The 18150-nt window shown below is 35.4% G+C and carries 14 protein-coding genes and 1 riboswitch; of the genes, 3 read left to right on the plus strand and 11 right to left on the minus strand.

Annotated elements, in window-relative coordinates:
- Positions 1 to 2: 2 nt before the first annotated feature.
- The 10 genes from IV513_RS00460 to IV513_RS00505 form a co-directional block, all read right to left on the minus strand.
- Complete coding sequence (locus IV513_RS00460) at positions 3 to 638, minus strand: hypothetical protein (protein WP_209388548.1); 636 nt, start codon at positions 636 to 638, stop codon at positions 3 to 5.
- Positions 604 to 1230 carry an outer membrane lipoprotein carrier protein LolA gene (locus IV513_RS00465; RefSeq protein ID WP_209388549.1) on the minus strand — a complete coding sequence of 209 codons (627 nt, stop codon included), beginning with the start codon at positions 1228 to 1230 and terminating at the stop codon, positions 604 to 606. The genes IV513_RS00460 and IV513_RS00465 overlap by 35 nt, the downstream gene beginning before the upstream one ends.
- Positions 1223 to 1978 (minus strand): polysaccharide deacetylase family protein, encoded by a 756-nt coding sequence (locus tag IV513_RS00470; protein ID WP_209388550.1) that lies wholly within the window; start codon positions 1976 to 1978, stop codon positions 1223 to 1225. The genes IV513_RS00465 and IV513_RS00470 overlap by 8 nt, the downstream gene beginning before the upstream one ends.
- 26 nt (positions 1979 to 2004) lie before the next feature.
- Positions 2005 to 2604 carry a hypothetical protein gene (locus IV513_RS00475; RefSeq protein ID WP_209388551.1) on the minus strand — a complete coding sequence of 200 codons (600 nt, stop codon included), beginning with the start codon at positions 2602 to 2604 and terminating at the stop codon, positions 2005 to 2007.
- A gap of 3 nt (positions 2605 to 2607) precedes the next feature.
- Positions 2608 to 3669 (minus strand): beta-ketoacyl synthase N-terminal-like domain-containing protein, encoded by a 1062-nt coding sequence (locus IV513_RS00480; protein WP_209388552.1) that lies wholly within the window; start codon positions 3667 to 3669, stop codon positions 2608 to 2610.
- Complete coding sequence (locus tag IV513_RS00485; protein WP_209388553.1) at positions 3669 to 4865, minus strand: beta-ketoacyl synthase; 1197 nt, start codon at positions 4863 to 4865, stop codon at positions 3669 to 3671. The genes IV513_RS00480 and IV513_RS00485 overlap by 1 nt, the downstream gene beginning before the upstream one ends.
- 36 nt (positions 4866 to 4901) lie before the next feature.
- A complete protein-coding gene (locus IV513_RS00490) occupies positions 4902 to 5420 on the minus strand; it encodes an acyl-CoA thioesterase (protein WP_209388554.1) in 519 nt (172 codons plus the stop codon).
- Positions 5408 to 6172 carry a hypothetical protein gene (locus tag IV513_RS00495; RefSeq protein ID WP_209388555.1) on the minus strand — a complete coding sequence of 255 codons (765 nt, stop codon included), beginning with the start codon at positions 6170 to 6172 and terminating at the stop codon, positions 5408 to 5410. The genes IV513_RS00490 and IV513_RS00495 overlap by 13 nt, the downstream gene beginning before the upstream one ends.
- 227 nt (positions 6173 to 6399) lie before the next feature.
- Positions 6400 to 8511 (minus strand): TonB-dependent receptor, encoded by a 2112-nt coding sequence (locus tag IV513_RS00500; RefSeq protein ID WP_209388556.1) that lies wholly within the window; start codon positions 8509 to 8511, stop codon positions 6400 to 6402.
- A gap of 108 nt (positions 8512 to 8619) precedes the next feature.
- Positions 8620 to 8712: riboswitch (TPP riboswitch) on the minus strand.
- Positions 8713 to 8751: 39 nt separating this feature from the next.
- On the minus strand, positions 8752 to 9504 hold the full coding sequence (locus tag IV513_RS00505) for a WG repeat-containing protein (protein WP_209388557.1): 753 nt from the start codon (positions 9502 to 9504) through the stop codon (positions 8752 to 8754).
- A gap of 307 nt (positions 9505 to 9811) precedes the next feature.
- Here IV513_RS00505 and IV513_RS00510 point away from each other — a divergent pair, with 307 nt between their 5' ends.
- The 3 genes from IV513_RS00510 (at position 9812) to IV513_RS00520 (ending at position 17551) form a co-directional block, all read left to right on the plus strand.
- The gene (locus IV513_RS00510; RefSeq protein ID WP_209388558.1) at positions 9812 to 12592 is read left to right on the plus strand and encodes a bifunctional aconitate hydratase 2/2-methylisocitrate dehydratase; all 2781 of its coding nucleotides are present in this window, start codon (positions 9812 to 9814) and stop codon (positions 12590 to 12592) included.
- 261 nt (positions 12593 to 12853) lie between these two features.
- Positions 12854 to 15127, plus strand: coding sequence for an aconitate hydratase (locus IV513_RS00515; protein ID WP_209388559.1), 2274 nt, complete (start codon positions 12854 to 12856; stop codon positions 15125 to 15127).
- 279 nt (positions 15128 to 15406) lie between these two features.
- The gene (locus IV513_RS00520) at positions 15407 to 17551 is read left to right on the plus strand and encodes an outer membrane beta-barrel family protein (RefSeq protein ID WP_209388560.1); all 2145 of its coding nucleotides are present in this window, start codon (positions 15407 to 15409) and stop codon (positions 17549 to 17551) included.
- Between the two features lie 62 nt (positions 17552 to 17613).
- On the opposite strand, the gene IV513_RS00525 is transcribed toward IV513_RS00520, so the two are convergent.
- Positions 17614 to 18117, minus strand: coding sequence for a hypothetical protein (locus IV513_RS00525; RefSeq protein ID WP_209388561.1), 504 nt, complete (start codon positions 18115 to 18117; stop codon positions 17614 to 17616).
- Between the last annotated feature and the right edge of the window lie 33 nt (positions 18118 to 18150).

Below are 18150 nucleotides of genomic sequence, written 5' to 3' on the forward strand. Positions count from 1 at the left end.
ATTTATTCCGTTTCTGTGATTTGAAATAGTTTGATATTGATTTTAAAATCTTTATGCTGAATTTCTATTTTCTCTGCAAAAGTAGGTGTTTTAGCCTCAAAATTAAAATCAATTTTTTCTTTCTTATTTTTCGTAACTACAATCTGGCTAAGAAGTTTATTGTTTGAATTTTTCCTTAAATAATAGATTTTATTACCCATTTTTGACGTGAAAATGTAAGAAAGATTATCTTGGAAACTTTCATTTACACTGTAATTTTTCCTTAAAAGTTCCTGAAAATCATTTTTAAGGAAATTGATGACCATTTTTTTGTCCAAATCGGGAAGAACATAATTGAGTTTGAAATCGTTTTCTGAAATCTCAAAATCAATCATTTTATTACCGAAATCTGTAGTCATCACGATACGATGTGTTGAGTCAGAAATTTTTTTAATGATGAGAATTCCGCTGATATCACTTCCGTAAACCTCCATCTGACATTTGTAAACATAATCTTTATTGGAAGAAAAGAACAGATTTTCAACAGTTTTTTCAGAATTGGGAATGGGTTTTACGTCCGCAAGCTGATAAGTTTTACAGGAAACAAGCAGCAGAAAAATCAGACTATAAAGAAAATTCTGAAGCAGAAATCGGCGCATTGATTTTTGTATTTTTAAAAACAATATTCGTAGTGTCACCCGAAGCTTCCGTCATATTAACCTGAGAAACAGTAGTTTCATTTTTCGGAAATTGTAATTCGATTTGTTTGATATACTTTAATAATTGAGCAGATTTCGGAGTAAATTTTGCGACATTAAAATTTCCATTTTTGAAATAGCTTACAGAAAATTCCGGGTCATTGAACATCTGTCCGTTGGAGCTTCCTACAATCAGTTTATTGATTTTTTCAAAAGTTTTACTTTTTGCATCCACAGAGGATTTTTTCCCCTGGTCGTTGATGTAGATTTTATTCTCCTTGAAAACAATGCTGTATTGATAAGGCTTCGTGTATTTCCAGCTTAATGTATTGGGGGTTTTCAGGGACATTTTGCCTTGGGTAACTATGTTTTTATCTAAAAAATCCATTTTTTTGGTTTGGATAAAGTCACTTTGCAGGGTTTTTATCCCTTTGGTTTCTGAGGAAACTTTAGCAACAAACGCTTTTGCTTCCGCTCCAGACATTGCTGTATTTTGTGCAAAAACGAAACTTGAAATTAATATGAATGTGCCTAAAGCTATATTCTTAATCATTATTTTTAGAATTAATCATTGAATCCATTGTGAAAGTCGAATACTTTTCACGCTCCAAAAATAACAATAATTCAACCAAAACATTATACGTTTTCTCGGAAGTGTCGTGAAGAAGAATAATACTTCCTTTATTGAGATTTTTTGTGATTCTGTTATAGATTTTATTTTTGTCGTCAATCACGGTATCCAAAGAACGTACATTCCAGCCAATACTTTTTTTCTGAGTTTTTTGGATGGCTTTGGCGATATTCGGATTGGTTACACCGAAAGGTAGACGATATAAATCAGTTCTAATATTCCCAAATTTTAACATCACTTCATCACATTTTTCAATTTCATCAATCATTTTTGAAGTCGATAAAAATCCGGTATTGTTAGAATGTGAAAAAGTGTGATTTCCCACAGAATGACCTTCAGCAATGATTCTTTGGAAAGTTTCAGGATATTTTTCTATCTGTTCTCCGATGCAGAAAAACGTTGCTTTGATATGATTTTCTTTTAATAGATCTAAAAACTTAGGTGTAAATTCGGTGGGTCCATCATCGAAAGTTAATGCTACTTCCTTGATTCTTGTCCTTTTATGAGTAATCGAATTCAGAAAATATTTCAACTGAATATCGAAAGAACCCCAAGCAACCACCGCAGAAAACATCAGAAAACACAACAGATACACCCAAAAACTCCCCTGAAATGCATAAATAAACACATTGCAGAAAACATAAAACAGGATGAATAGGTAATGTTTCACTATGTATGCTATTCTGTAAATGTAAATTATTCAATTTTTCTGGTGGCTAACAGTAATTTTTCACCTTGCTTATCAAGAACATATTTTTTTGTCCACAAACAGTCTTTGTTGTAATCGTATCGATATTTAATAATGTTTTTGTTCGAGCTATCAAAGGTTCGGGCTTGGTCGATTTTTTTTAATCTGGCAAAATTTCGTTTTTCTTCGGTGATGTTATTGCATTGATCATAAGAATATTTAACGATTTCTTCTTCCAGATAGCCTGTAGAACCATTAAATTTTCTTTGATACTTTTCTGAAACCAACCCTTTTTTATTACGCTTAATCTCTACTTTGTAATCAAGATTAATATTAGGTGTAAAACCATCCGAAAGAGAGTCTTTTTCTAATTTTTCTGGGGTAAGATTAATTTTAGAAACCGAAACAAGCGAATCATTTTTATATAATTTCGCTAAATTGGGTTTCCCTTTCTCAAGTTCATAAACTACCATTTCATCCGACTTGCCATATCGTATGCTTACCTTAGAATATTTTGCCCAATTTTCGTTTTGCTCCAATATATCTTGTGCATAAAACAAATTAGGTATTATAATTAACAAAAGATATGTAAGAGTTCGAGTATTCATTTTTTAAACTTTTTTTAATAAAACCAAACTATGGTCTTTTCCTCTCAAATGATTGTAGAGAAGAATATTTTTAATTTCTGATTTGTTAACAGAATTAATCATCATCACTTCCGGAATTTCCTGATTTTTGAGAATCTGACAAGCCATAAAGATTGAAAATCCGCTTGCAGTATTGAATTCTCCGCTCAAATGTTTAAAAAATAATAAAGATGAATTTTGAAATAATTCTGAAGCCTTTTTATAATAAATATCTGATTCTGAGTCGCCACTAAAACCAAGAATTACAGCATCAATTTCATTATTTTTCAAATTGTTTTTAGCTAAAAAATCTTGAATGAATGATTGGGTTTCTTCTAAATTTAATTCGTTAATAATCTGAATATCTTCAAGTTTTGCATAAGAAGTTTCAGTTTTTTCTTTCCCGACTACAAAAAAACTGGCACCTTCTCCCCAAATTACCCCTTCTGTTTGTGAATTGAGAAAATCTGCGGGAAGATTTCCCTCTTTTTTTATGGTATTATTGAGTTTGTACAAGTCCATAGTTCGGTCGGTTTGTTCGTCGCAAGAACCTACCAAAACATTGTTTACTTCGCCGTCATTAATCTGAAGTTTCGCATCTAGAAACGAAAATTCCAGAGACGAAGATGTGTTCACATAGGTAAAATTGTAAGCGTGACACTGCAAACCTAAAGCAATTTGCCCCGCAACCGTATTATGCGTAGATTGTATGAAATAAGTTGGAGTTAAAAACTCTTCGTTGTTCTCAATTACGTTTTTCAGAAACTTTTCCGAGTCTTGTGAGCAGCCCATTCCGGTTCCCACGATAATGGCGTCAGGATTTTCTATTCCGGCTTCTTTCAGAGCATATTGCGAAGCTACGGAGCTCATTTTTACCGTTTTAGACATTCTTCTGCTTGCTGCGGGCGGAATAAATTCTTTGTAATTCGGCTCAATGGCTTTTAAAATCTGTACTGAATTTTCTGGCTTAAGATTTTTGAAAAAATCTTCCTTTAATGTATCCTGAACCGAGATGCAGGCTGTACTGTTGATGTAAACTGCACTCATTATTTAGAAAAAATTAAGGTTGAACAATTTCCTCCAAAACCAAATGAGTTGGAAAGAACGTGATTGATATTTTTCTTTTTGAGTTCCGTTACAGGTGTCAAATCGAATTCTTCCATTTTTGTTTTAAAATTCAGATTCGGGAAAATCAAATTATTCTGAATCGCCAATAACGAATAAACCGCTTCAATTCCCGCCGCCGCAGCCAGAGTATGACCTGTAAAAGCTTTTGTAGAACTAAATTCCGGGACTTTATTTTCTCCAAAAATCCGAATCATTGCAATACCTTCCGACAAATCATTATTAGGAGTTGCGGTACCGTGAACGTTGATATAATCGATGTTTTCTTTGTCCAAACCCGAAACTTTCAATGCTTTTTCCATCGCCAGAAAAGCACCTTGTCCGTTTTCCGAAGAAGCGGTTTGGTGATGGGCATCGTTGGCATTTCCGTATCCCGAAAGGTAACCGAGAACTTTTTTATTTTGTTTTTTCACGACTTCATCAGATTCCAAAACGATGAAAGCGGCTGCTTCACCCAGATTCAGACCTTTTCTGTCATTATCAAAAGGTGTGTTGTAAGAATCTGTAAGAATCATCAGTGTATTAAAGCCATTCAAAGTAAACTTTGAAAGCGAATCTGTTCCGCCTACAATTACTCTGTCGAGAACGCCATTTTTAATGAGTTTCGCACCCATCATAATTGCATTGGCAGCAGACGAACAGGCTGTACTGATGGTAGAAACCATACCTTTCAAACCCAGATAATCTGCAATCAGTAAGGATGAATTTCCCGCATCGTGAGAGTCAATATATTTTTGCTTTTCAGGGAAGTCTTCGTATGTGTAGAAATATTTTTCGGTGATATCCATTCCGCCAACGCTGGTTGAGGAAATCAGTCCAGTTTTATATTCATTAATATCAGAAATTCCGGCACTTTCAACAGCTTCTTTTGCCGCTACCATTCCCAGTAAAGACGTTCTGGTTGCATTGTTTTCTGTGTTTAAATGAAGTTTTTGTGCTAATTCTTCATTAGACAATTTGATTTCGCCCGTTTTAATAGTTCCAGAATGACGTGTTTCAAATAGACTAATATCCGAAATACCTTGCTGACCTGATTTCAGCGACCTCAAATTTTCCTCCACATTGTTTCCAATTGCGGAGATAATGCCCATCCCTGTTATGGCAATTTTTTGACTCATATAATATTGGAAGTGATTCTTGGTGATTGTTTTTTATTAAGATTCCTGAAAAAGTTTTTTCAACTCCACAGAATCTGCCGGTTTCATTCTTCCGGAAAGAATTAAGGAAAGCTCTTTTCTTCTTAAAGCTGCGGCATATCTTTCTTTCTCCAAATCTGTTTCTGGCTCCATTTCAGGAATGGGTATAGGTCTGTTAAATTCATCAACCGCAACAAAAGTATAAATTCCTTTATTGGTATGAATTTTTTTTCTGTTGATAGGATCGTCTAACCAAACATCTACATAAATCTCCATAGAGGTAGAAAATGCTCTGGAAACTTTAGACTCCATCACAACAATACCACCTTCGGGAATGGGATGATCGAAAGAAACGTGATTCACAGATGCGGTAACCACTCTTCTCTCGCAATGTCTGGTCGCAGAGATAGAAGCACATCTATCCATTCTTGCCAAAAGCTCGCCTCCGAAAAGATTTCTGAGCTGGTTGGTATCGTTTGGAAGAACGATATTCGTCATTACTGTAAGAGATTCTGATGCCTTTTTTACTTTTGCCATTTAGATTTTCTTTTATGAGAAGTTGGTTTCCAACTTTTTGCTGATTGTTTTTTGATAGAATCCTGTTTTAAAGAATCTGCTTTGAAAGCCTTTACAGAATCCTGAAATTTTATTTTTGCCGAATCTATTTTTACCGGAGCTTTTTTCTCGATTCTCTGAGTTTTTGTTTTTACCGAAAGATCATCAAAAGATTTTTTACCAAAAATAAGTTCCTGCTGCGTATATGCAAAATACAAAATTCCCAAAACCGGAACAATGAAAAGAAATATCCAAAGTATCGATTTATTGAGTTTGTAATCTTTTTCGGAGTTTTCCTCTGAAACTGTTGGATGCTGATCGTTAATCTCTGAAAATCGGATTTCTTCTAACCCATAAAAATCGGGATCGTCCGACTGTAAGCGGTTTCCTTTAAATACAAATTGGTCATTTTCCAAAGAAAGTGTTCCGAGACCATTGATATTTAATGTTTTTTCCGACTGCAATCTTTTTTTCCAAAAATCTACCTGAAGATCGAGCTCTCTTCCTGCCGATGCTTCAGAAATTTGTTTTTGCTGACTTAAAAAAACAGTAAAATTTCTATCCTGAATATGATAATCCTGCTGAAAATTAATTTGGCTGGACGGCGGAAGAATACTCCCGTTTTCAGAATTAATAACTGCTTTGGAGTTTTCCAGAGAGAATGCACCAAACTGCGGAACTACAACAGTTCCGAATTGCTTCAGATATTCTAAAATGTATGCTGAAATATTCATTTGGCGACAAATTTATGATTTTTTAATGAGTTTTTGAGAGATTTATTTTCAGGTTGAAATATAAAAAACTTCAATTTCTTACTATTCGTAAAAATATACAGAACTGTTCATTTTTAAATCAGCTTACTTATTATTTATCATTCAAAGACAATAAAAAAGACTGCCGAAACAGTCTCAAAAAAATTAATTCTAAATTGCTTAGAAAAATATGATTAAGGATTGGTTTTTTATTGAATTTTCCAGCTGATTCCAAACATAAAATTGGTTCCTGCCTGAGAAAAATATACCGGACCATCGTAAACGTATCCGTTATTTACATATTTCTGATCGAAAATATTATTTACCAAAAGTTTTAATGCCACCTCTTGTCTTTTGATTCTGAACTGATATTGCGCATTAAAATCTGTAAGAAAATAATCTTTTAGCTGTAAAGCAGCTGTTTCTGTATTATCCAAATACTGTTTTCCTACATATTGGTTCGTTAAAGCAAACTGGAAATTTTTAACAGGATTGAATTTCAGACTTAAATTGGCAATTAAATTCGGCGAAAAAGAAATTTCTGTATTTCCTAAACGATCTACACCATTATTATTTTCAACAATAAAATCAAGGTTTCTGTTTTGGCTCACACTTACATTTCCAGATACTTCCCATTGTTTTGAGAGTTTTGCCAAAGATCCGATTTCTACACCTCTTCGGTAACTTTTCCCTGAATTGGTTCTGATAAATTCTCCGATATTACTAATCTGCCCATTAAGCACCAACTGATTGATGTAGTACATATAATAAAGATTGGCAGTAAATTCCAATACACCAAAGCGTTTTTCTATTCCTGCTTCAAAATCATGAAGTTTTTCTGCTTTTACGTCATTATTGGCAAAAAGGTCATCCCGATTAGGCTCTCGCTGAGCCAGTGCATAAGAGAAAAACACCTTACCATTGCCCAATCTGTAATTAACTCCCGCTTTTGGATTAAAAAACAGCCAGTTTCTTTTAAGATTTGCTCCTTCACCATCACCTTGCATTAAAATTCTAGTATCATAATCGATATTTCTTAACTGCAAATCGCCAAAAAGTTCAAAATTATCTATTCTTACCAAAGCTTTTGCAAAACCGGCAACTTCATTCTTCACCGAACGATTTCGGTAATATTCGTATTCGTTAATCTGCGGAAAGAAAACTCCCGTAACATTTCCGTAATGTCTTCCGTAATATTGGTTGGCAACGGCTCCGAAATTCAAATCTACATTTTGAAATTTTCCGTACAAAGTAGAAACTGCACCATAAAAATCATTATTCAGCCATTTCTTTCTAATGAAATCCGAACGATCTCTAAGAGTACTTCCATCCATCATATTAGGCAGATTATATCGGGAAAATTTGTTATTCTGTCTGTAATTTTCATAATAACCACTCCCTTTGGTGTAATGAAATGTGGTTTCAAGGTTCCAATGATCATTAATTCCCTGTTCCCAAAGCAACTGATAATGATTTTGTCTGTAATTATCGGTTTCGTTGTCGTAAAATCCCGATATATCTCCATTTTTATCATAAATTGCTCCTGAAGAATTAAATCTTGGATTGGTTTCCCAGGTTTGTCTATCAATTCCATTCCAGGCTTGATACGTTTTTTCTTTTCCTCCAAATGCCATGAAACGAAGTTTTGTTTTTCCTTCTTCAAATAATGCCGTAAAATTATACGAATTCAAATCCGAAAAAGCTCTGTCGATATACCCATCAGAATGAATATGAGAATAACGTCCCATTACAGAAAGACGGTTTTTCCAGAATTTACCAGAACCCACCTCAGCAGAATATTTGTAGGTATTAAAAGACCCGTAGCTGTCGTCTGTTTTCAAGTAAAACTTTTCTTCTGGTTCTTTAGAAATAACATTAATACTTGCTCCGAAAGCAGAAACACCATTATTGGAAGTTCCCACACCACGCTGAATTAAAATTTGCGATGCAGAACTGGTTAAATCTGGCACATTCACAAAAAATGTTCCCTGACTTTCGGAATCATTGTAAGGAACGCCGTTCATCATCACATTAATACCTCTTCCTGCAACACCCCGAATTCTAAAACCGGTGTATCCTACTCCATTTCCAGCGTCTGAAGTGGAAATTATAGAAGTTTGATTCTTTAGCAAAATAGGTAAATCCTGCCCGAGATTTTTACTGTCCAGATCTTTCTGAACGTTGATGATTTCTTTTGCTACGGGAAGTCTTCGTGTGAAATTAACGGTTTCTATTTCTCTTATCTTAAGAGAATCCTGATTTTGAGTTTGTGCAAAACCCAGAGAACTTGCGGTAAGTCCTAAAAAAAATAATCCTTTCATTCTTATAAATTTTAAAATTTAATGGAATAAAAGGGGCGATTAAAATAATGTAACAATTTACTGATTTAACAGTCTAGCAATAATTGGTACATTGTTATACTGCTATATTGGTACATTTTCAAATTTCCCTAAACAGCATTACCTGTTCCAGGTTCATTGGGTATAATCTCAGCTCCGATCGGGGCACCCCTTTATTTCTGCGGCAAAAATACAATTTATTTTTGATTAAACTAAAATTTATCAGTACGATCTGTTGTAAGAATCGATAAGATAATAATTTGCATCATCTTTAGTCACTTCAAACATCTTTCCCAATTTCCAGCTGTAATTTCTTTTAATATCAGAATATTCGAAAGGAATAACAATTTTATTATTCACATCAATTACTCCAAACTTATCATTATACGTAGCAATAATCATAGGATTGGCAACATCATCCCCTTCCAGCACATAGAGAAACTGATACTTTGGGTAAATAGCAAACTGCGACTGATCGTCGGGATTTTTAAACTTAGAATCTTCAATAATTCCGTATTTTCCTTTTAAAATATAGGCATGAAATAAAGCTTTCTGCATTTGCGCATTACATCTTCCTAAATCTTCTTTTTTGTATTGATAAACTTTTTTTCCGTTTTTATTAATTCGATACGTGATGCCTTTATTATCAACAGTTGCAAAATCACTGCTGCCAAAAATTTTAACTTTTTCGTTAGGAGAGTTAATCAGATTACAGTCTTCACCAAAGAACATAACCAAATCATATTCAGCGGGAATAACCATTTTTCCTTTCTGATTAACAAATCCGGATTTTCCTTTGATTTTTTTGGGAATCAGTAGCGGTATATTCTCATTCACTACCGGAAGATTAACTGTATTGCTCTGCGAAGATTTTCCGATTTTATAATCTGAAGGTTTTTTTTTGGATGTCTTAGACTGACCGAAAGCCAATACACAACAAAACCCTAATAAAAGAATATTGATTTTTTTCATCATTTTAGTTTTCATTCGGCGGCAAAAATAGAAAATATAAAATTTATATTTATAAAGAATCTAAATAAATTCAATCTGAAAAAATTCTATTTTTTTGTATTTTTGGGGACATTTTTTAAATGTTTGACAATTATTTGGTTTTGAAAGAAGCTCATTCGCTTTAAAACTGAAAGAAAAATTAGCAAATTACAAGAGTTCAACCATTTAAGAATGCTAGCTGTGAGTATTACAAATGAGAATATCAATCTGAAATTTCTCTCAACGTAAAACATCGGTTAAGAATTTTAAGTTATAAAAAAGAAAAGACTATATGGGAATTTATCAGGATTACCTCCAAGAAATTGAAGAAAGAAAAAACCAAGGACTTCACCCTAAACCTATTGATAGCGCAGATTTATTAAGCGAAATCATCTCACAGATCAAAGATACAGCCAACGAATACAGGGCAGATTCTCTTAAATTTTTTATTTACAACACTTTGCCCGGTACTACAAGTGCGGCAGGGGTAAAAGCAAAATTTTTAAAGGAAATTATTCTTGGTGAGTCGGTGGTTGAAGAAATCACACCTGCTTACGCTTTCGAATTGCTGTCTCACATGAAAGGCGGTCCTTCTATCGAGGTTTTGCTGGATTTGGCTTTAGGTAATAATGAAAACATTGCAAAACAGGCCGCAGAAGTTCTTAAAACTCAGGTGTATTTGTATGATGCCGATACAGCCCGTTTGAAAGAGGCTTACGAAACTGGTAATGCCATCGCTAAAGATATTTTGGAAAGTTATGCCAAAGCAGAATTTTTCACAAAATTACCGGAAGTTCCGGAAGAAATTAAAGTCGTGACTTTCATTGCTGGAGAAGGCGATATTTCTACCGATTTATTGTCTCCGGGAAATCAGGCACACTCTCGTTCAGACAGAGAGCTTCACGGAAAATGTATGATTACACCGGAAGCTCAGGACGAAATCAGAATGCTTCAGGCTCAACATCCTGATGCAAGCGTAATGCTGATTGCAGAAAAAGGAACCATGGGTGTTGGCTCATCTCGTATGTCTGGTGTAAACAACGTTGCCCTTTGGACTGGTAAACAGGCAAGTCCTTACGTTCCTTTCGTTAATATTGCTCCTATTGTAGCAGGAACCAACGGAATTTCACCGATTTTCTTAACTACAGTTGATGTAACCGGAGGTATCGGAATCGACCTTCAGAACTGGGTTAAGAAAACTGACGAAAACGGAAATCCAATCCGTAATGAAAACGGCGACATTATTTTGGAAGAAAAATATTCTGTTGCTACAGGAACTGTTCTTACCATCAATACCAAAGAAAAGAAATTATACAACGGAGATAAAGAACTGAAAGATATTTCTAAATCTTTTACACCTCAAAAATTAGAATTCATCAGAGCAGGTGGTTCTTATGCTATCGTTTTCGGTAAAAAAATCCAGACTTTTGCGGCAAAAACTTTAGGAATTACCGCTCCGACGGTTTTCGCGCCATCAAAAGAAATTTCTATCGAAGGACAAGGTTTGACTGCGGTTGAAAAAATCTTCAACAGAAATGCAGTGGGCGTAACTGAAGGTAAAGTTTTACACGCTGGTTCTGATGTTAGAGTTGAAGTTAATATCGTTGGATCTCAGGATACGACAGGTTTAATGACTGCTCAGGAATTGGAATCGATGGCTGCAACGGTAATTTCTCCCATTGTAGATGGAGCGTATCAGTCAGGCTGTCACACCGCTTCGGTTTGGGATAAAAAAGCGCAGGCTAACATTCCTAAATTAATGAAATTTATGAACGATTTCGGGGTAATCACAGCTCGTGACCCGAAAGGTGAATACCACGCAATGACAGACGTTATCCATAAAGTTTTGAATGATATTACGGTTGACGAATGGGCAATCATCATTGGTGGAGATTCTCATACGAGAATGTCCAAAGGTGTTGCTTTTGGTGCGGATTCAGGAACTGTAGCTTTGGCTTTGGCAACAGGTGAAGCATCAATGCCTATTCCTGAATCTGTGAAAGTGACTTTCAAAGGCGAAATGAAAGAGCATATGGATTTCCGTGATGTGGTACACGCCACTCAGGCTCAGATGCTGAAGCAGTTTGACGGAGAAAATGTTTTCCAGGGAAGAATTATTGAGGTTCATATCGGAACACTTCCGGCTGACCAGGCATTTACATTCACAGATTGGACTGCAGAAATGAAAGCAAAAGCTTCAATCTGTATTTCTGAAGACGATACTTTGATTGAATCATTGGAAATTGCAAAAAGCAGAATCCAGATTATGATTGATAAAGGAATGGACAACAAAAATGCTGTTCTTCAGGGGTTAATCAACAAAGCAAACAAGAGAATCGAGGAAATCAGAACGGGTGATAAACCTGCTTTGACTCCGGATGCTAACGCCAAATATTATGCTGAAGTTGTGGTTGATTTGGATGCCATTGTAGAACCAATGATTGCCGACCCGGATGTAAACAACGACGATGTTTCTAAAAGATATACGCACGATACCATCAGAGACCTTACCTATTACGGAGGCGAGAAAAAAGTAGACCTTGGTTTCGTAGGTTCTTGTATGGTTCACAAAGGTGACCTTAAAATTGTTTCTCAGATGTTGAGAAATCTTGAACAGAAAAATGGTAAAGTAGAATTCCAGGCTCCGTTGGTGGTTGCAGCTCCTACTTATAATATCATAGATGAATTAAAGGCCGAAGGTGACTGGGAATTACTGGAAAAATATTCAGGATTTGAATTCAATGATGCAGCACCGAAAGGTGAAGCTCGTACTCAATATGAAAATATGATGTATCTTGAGCGTCCAGGTTGCAACCTTTGTATGGGTAATCAGGAAAAAGCGGAGAAAGGAGACACCGTTTTGGCGACTTCTACGAGACTTTTCCAAGGAAGAGTAGTTGAAGATTCTGAACGTAAAAAAGGTGAATCTTTATTGGCTTCAACGCCGGTGGTGGTACTTTCTGCAATTATGGGAAGAATTCCAAGCATTGACGAATACAAAACAGCCGTCGAAGGAATTGATTTAACTACTTTTGTACCTTCTATCAAAGAATTGGTAACGGTTGGTCATTAATTTTTAGACTAAACTTTAAATATAAAAGGAAGACTTCTCACGAAATCTTCCTTTTTTTGTTTAGAATCTTTCTATTTAACACCACAAAAAATTATTTTACCTTATATCAACATACCTAATTTTATTTTTTTCTTAACTTCATCATTGTAAATAATCACTTTCATTTATTATATGAGTTATCTTATGGTAGCATAGGAATGAAATTTGATGAACACTATCAAAATTTCTCTTTAAAAGAAAATAAAAAGAAAATAAAAAAATATGACTTTCGACATTGACATGATCAAAAAAGTGTACGAACGTTATCCTGAAAGAATTGCCGCAGCAAGACAGATTACAGGAAAACCTTTAACACTCGCAGAAAAAATTCTTTACACCCATCTTTGGGAGGGCAATGCTACACAGGAATATGAAAGAGGAAACTCTTATGTAGACTTCGCTCCCGACAGAGTTGCGATGCAGGATGCCACGGCACAGATGGCTCTTTTACAGTTTATGCAGGCTGGTAAAACAAAAGTAGCCGTTCCTTCAACAGTACATGCCGATCACCTCATTCAGGCAAGAGTAGGTGCGGAGCAGGATTTGCAGGAGGGTATCAACAAAAACTCAGAAGTATTCAACTTTTTAAGTTCGGTTTGTGACAAATACGGAATTGGCTTTTGGAAACCCGGAGCAGGTATTATTCATCAGGTTGTTCTTGAAAATTATGCATTTCCTGGTGGAATGATGATCGGAACCGACTCTCACACCGTAAACGCAGGAGGTTTAGGAATGGTTGCCATCGGAGTTGGTGGAGCCGATGCAGTTGATGTAATGGCGGGAATGGCTTGGGAACTGAAAATGCCAAAATTAATCGGAATTAAATTAACAGGAAAACTGAACGGATGGACTTCTGCTAAAGATGTTATCTTAAAAGTTGCCGGAATTCTTACCGTAAAAGGAGGAACGGGTTGCATCGTAGAATATTTTGGCGAAGGTGCAAAATCACTTTCTGCCACAGGAAAAGGAACAATCTGTAACATGGGTGCAGAAATTGGTGCAACCACATCTACTTTCGGATACGATGACTCAATGAGAAGGTATCTTTCTGCAACAGGAAGACAGGATGTAGTAGATGCGGCTGATAAAATTGCTGAACATTTAACAGGAGATGCTGAAGTGTATGCAAACCCTGAACAATATTTCGATCAGTTAATTGAAATTGATCTTTCAACACTTTCACCTCATCTTAATGGACCTTTCACTCCGGATTTAGCGACACCGGTTGCAGAATTCAGAGCTAAGGCGGAAGCAAATGGCTGGCCTTTGGAAGTAGAATGGGCTTTAATTGGTTCTTGTACGAACTCTTCTTACGAAGATTTATCAAGAGCGGCTTCCATTGTGGAAGATGCTTTCGCAAAAGGAGTAAAACCAAAAGCAATTTTGGGAATCAACCCAGGTTCTGAACAAGTGAAATTCACTGCGGAAAGAGACGGTTTCTTGGATTCTTTCAGAAAATTTGAAAACGCAAGAATCTTTACCAACGCTTGTGGACCGTGTATCGGACAATGGGACAGAGAAGGTTCTGAAAAAGGGGAGAAAAACTCCATTATTCATTCTTTCAACAGAAACTTTGCAAAAAGAGCGGACGGAAATCCAAACACCCACGCTTTCGTAGCATCGCCGGAAATGGTTGCAGCGGTTGCAATTTCAGGAAGATTAGACTTTAATCCAATCACAGATACTTTAACCAACGAAGCCGGCGAACAAGTGAAATTGAACGAGCCAACCGGTTTTGAACTTCCTGCAAAAGGTTTCGCGGTGGATGACAACGGTTATCAAGCGCCTTCGGAAGATGGTTCTAAAGTGGAAGTGGTAGTAAGTCCAACTTCTGACAGGCTTCAGCTTTTAGAAGAATTCCCAGCTTGGGATGGATTGAACATTACGGGAGCTTTTGTTTTGATTAAAGTTTTCGGAAAATGTACAACCGACCATATTTCGATGGCAGGTCCTTGGTTGAAATACCGTGGTCACTTGGATAATATTTCCAACAATATGTTGATCGGCGCTGTAAATGCTTTCAACATGGAAACCAATAAAGTTAAAAATCAGTTAACTGGAGAATATGGCGAAGTTCCTGCTGTTGCAAGAGCGTACAAAGCAGCCGGAGTTCCTTCAATTGTTGTGGGTGACGAAAATTACGGCGAAGGTTCTTCAAGAGAACATGCGGCTATGGAACCGAGACATTTGGGTGTAAAAGCTGTTTTAGTAAAATCTTTTGCAAGAATCCATGAAACGAATCTGAAAAAACAGGGAATGTTGGCTTTAACCTTCAATGATAAATCAGATTACGACAAAATTCAGGAAGATGATGTTTTGGACTTCTTAGATTTAGATCAGTTCAGTGTAGGAAAACCTTTAACCATCGTTTTTCATCACAAAGACGGTTCTAAAGATACGGTAGTAACCAATCATACTTACAATCAGGCTCAGATTGATTGGTTTAAAGCAGGTTCTGCTCTGAATCTGATAAAAAAAATGGAAAAAGAAAGTTAATTTCTTATCTAAAATACTAGATAAACCGCTCAAAATTGGGCGGTTTTTTATTTGGATATAAATATGTTTCATAAAAGAATTTTTAAAATTATTTAAATTAATCTTGCATTAGCTTTGATTTTTTGAATAAATAAAAATGAGTATGCTTATTCATTATCAAATTTTTATTTAAAACATTCTCGTGAAAAATTGAGATTTTTTTTAATTACTCTCATCATTTGTTCAGAAGTGTAACAAATTCGATTTTAAGTTGTCTAATAAAGAGAAATAAATTTCTAGATGAAGAAAACTATACTTACACTTTCTATTGTTTCCTCTACATTACTTTTAGCACAGGAAAAAAAAGAAAATGCCAATACTCAGGAAAAACAAATTGAAGGGGTAACCATTACCAAAACTAAAAAAGCCGTTGAACAGAAAGCGGACCGTACTATTTTTGATTTTTCTGAACAGGCTCATCTCAACAACGGTTCTGTAATGGAAGGAGTGAAAAAACTTCCAGGTCTTGTAGCTTCTGAAATGGTGGGAATGATGTATCAGGGAAAACCTCTTGATGTTTATATGGACGGCAGACCTCTGAATATTTCCAGTAACGAGCTTACCGCTTTTCTTGAAGGAATGCCTGCAAGCTCTATAGACCGAATAGAAATCATCACCCAGCCCGGTGCAGAGTTTCCTGCAACGTCTGGCGGTGCCATCATGAATATCATTACCAGTAAATCTGCTAAAAATTATCTTACAGCTGTTTACAACGGTGGTTATCGTTTTTCTAATTATGACCGATACAGAAGCCGTTTCAATAACTCAATTGCTTTAAATTCCAGAAATAAATGGTTTGGATGGCAGGTAAATCTGGGGCAATATTATCGTGAAAGCCTTTCGGATTCTCAGTTTGATCTTTTAACTAAAAACCATTCAAACTCGGTAGGGAGAACGTATTATATGAATTCTGCGTTTACTTTTGAACTCGGTAAAGACAGATTGTTACTCAATTATGATGTAAGCAACAATAATAATAATTCTGATATTAATACAGATATATTTTTAAACGGAGTAACTTCCTCGAACTTTCTAAGTGATTCTAAAGGTACCAGACAGGAAGTATCTGCAACCTATCAGAAAAAATTTAATGATAAAAACAAGAAATTAGACTTCAAAGCAACCTACAACAACAGTACTTCTGATTTTAACCAGAGAAGTGCCAACAATTTGCAGTATTTTGATCTCGAAAATTCATCAAAATTTAATCTTTATAATTTTAAAGTAGATTACTCTCAGCCTTTAAAAATTCTGGATGAAGGAAAAATGAGTTTGGGAGCACTTTATGATCAGCAGGATTTCCAGGCACTCAACAGAAGCATTGTGAATCTTGATTATTCGAGAAAAACACTTGCCGGATATTTGGAATTTCAGGCTACTTTGAAGAAATTCGATTTCATTGCCGGAGCTAGAGCCGAAAATTATGATATCGCAGGAGTTACAAAATCTTTTGATAATCAGGGAAATCTTGTTCAGAATGATTTAATTCCATTTAAAAAATTCAAGATTTTCCCCAATGCAAGTATTCAGTATAACCTGATGAAGCAGCTTTTTGCCAATTTGAATTATAATAAAAAAATTACGCTCCCAAGCGTTTCGGTATTAAACCCTAACAATACCACTTTGGGAACCAGTGTAATAACATCAAATGGTAACCCGAATCTACAGCCTACGATTTACGACAATGCGGAGTTAAAAATCAGTGCTTTCGATTATGCTTTTATCAGCTATAATACAAGTTGGGTGAATAATCAGATTGTGCAGAGAATTACCCGTAACAATAACCTAATCAGTAACCAGCAGGTACAAATTGATCGTTTAAGAACGCATAATTTCAACTTTGGGATGCCTATTCCGTTTATGCTTTTCACTACTCCTTTCAGCGAATTGATGAAATTTAATGTAAATCCTGATAAAATGAATCTTTTATACCTGTATGCAGGATATCAGCTTCAGGAAATGCCGGATATAAAAACGAAAGGTTTTTGGGTGTACAATGTTATGGGACAGTTTATTTTACCTAAAGACATCAGGCTACAGGCCAACTACAGTATTCTTACTTCTAAGGGAAATTACTATTATTTTGAAATAGATAAACCGTTAAACAATTCTTTCGACATCACTATTTCAAAGAAATTTATGAGTGACAGGCTTAATCTTTCTCTTTATGCCAGAGATATTTTTAACCAGAATAAAACCGTACTTCTTGCTCGCTCACTTGGCGGAACAGTTTTCAATTCCAACAAAACCGACACCCGCAGTTTCGGAATTTCTGTAAACTATAAAATCCCAACCAAAAATAAATTGGCAAAAGAAGATCCGAATATGATTAAAAATTCTAACCAAGGCGACAGCAACGGAGGAATTTTGCAGCAGGGACAGTAAATATAAAGTCAATAAATTATCAAGAAAAAGTGCCGGTCATTTTAGACCAGCACTTTTTTATTTTAATCTTTAGAACCCAAATCATCCATTCTCCTATCCATTCCTTTACTGTTGGGAGTATAAACCCTGTTAGGATCTAAGAAATAAACGTTGTGACGTGCTTTTGCAATAATACCATTGTAAACATCTTCTGGAAGACCTGCTGTGTCACTTTCTTTCACTTGGTTTTCTTCTATTTTTTTGTAAACTTCTATAGCTCCGTTATCATTTAAAAGTTTTTTAGCATTCTGAGCCTGTTCGTAGTCATCAGCATAAACAACAATATTTACATTACCTACACTTTTAGTTTTGTAAGCGTATAAAAGCTCATCATCATTTACAAAAAGATGATCCCAAAAACTTTTGGTTTTTTCATCGTCATCGTAATGGTTTGCAGAATCTTCGTCTGTTACATTTGATTTTGATATGATGATGTCTTCATCTTTAACACCCAAATCATTTAGTTTAGTTCTGATTTCCTCTGAATTAACAGTTTGAGGAAATAATGAAATTACTGTATAAGCCATAATATTTTGTTTTTTTGATTATGACTTACACTA

The sequence above is a fragment of the Chryseobacterium sp. RR2-3-20 genome (genome assembly GCF_017808115.1).
In the GTDB taxonomy this organism is placed as follows: Bacteria; Bacteroidota; Bacteroidia; order Flavobacteriales; family Weeksellaceae; genus Chryseobacterium; species Chryseobacterium oryzae.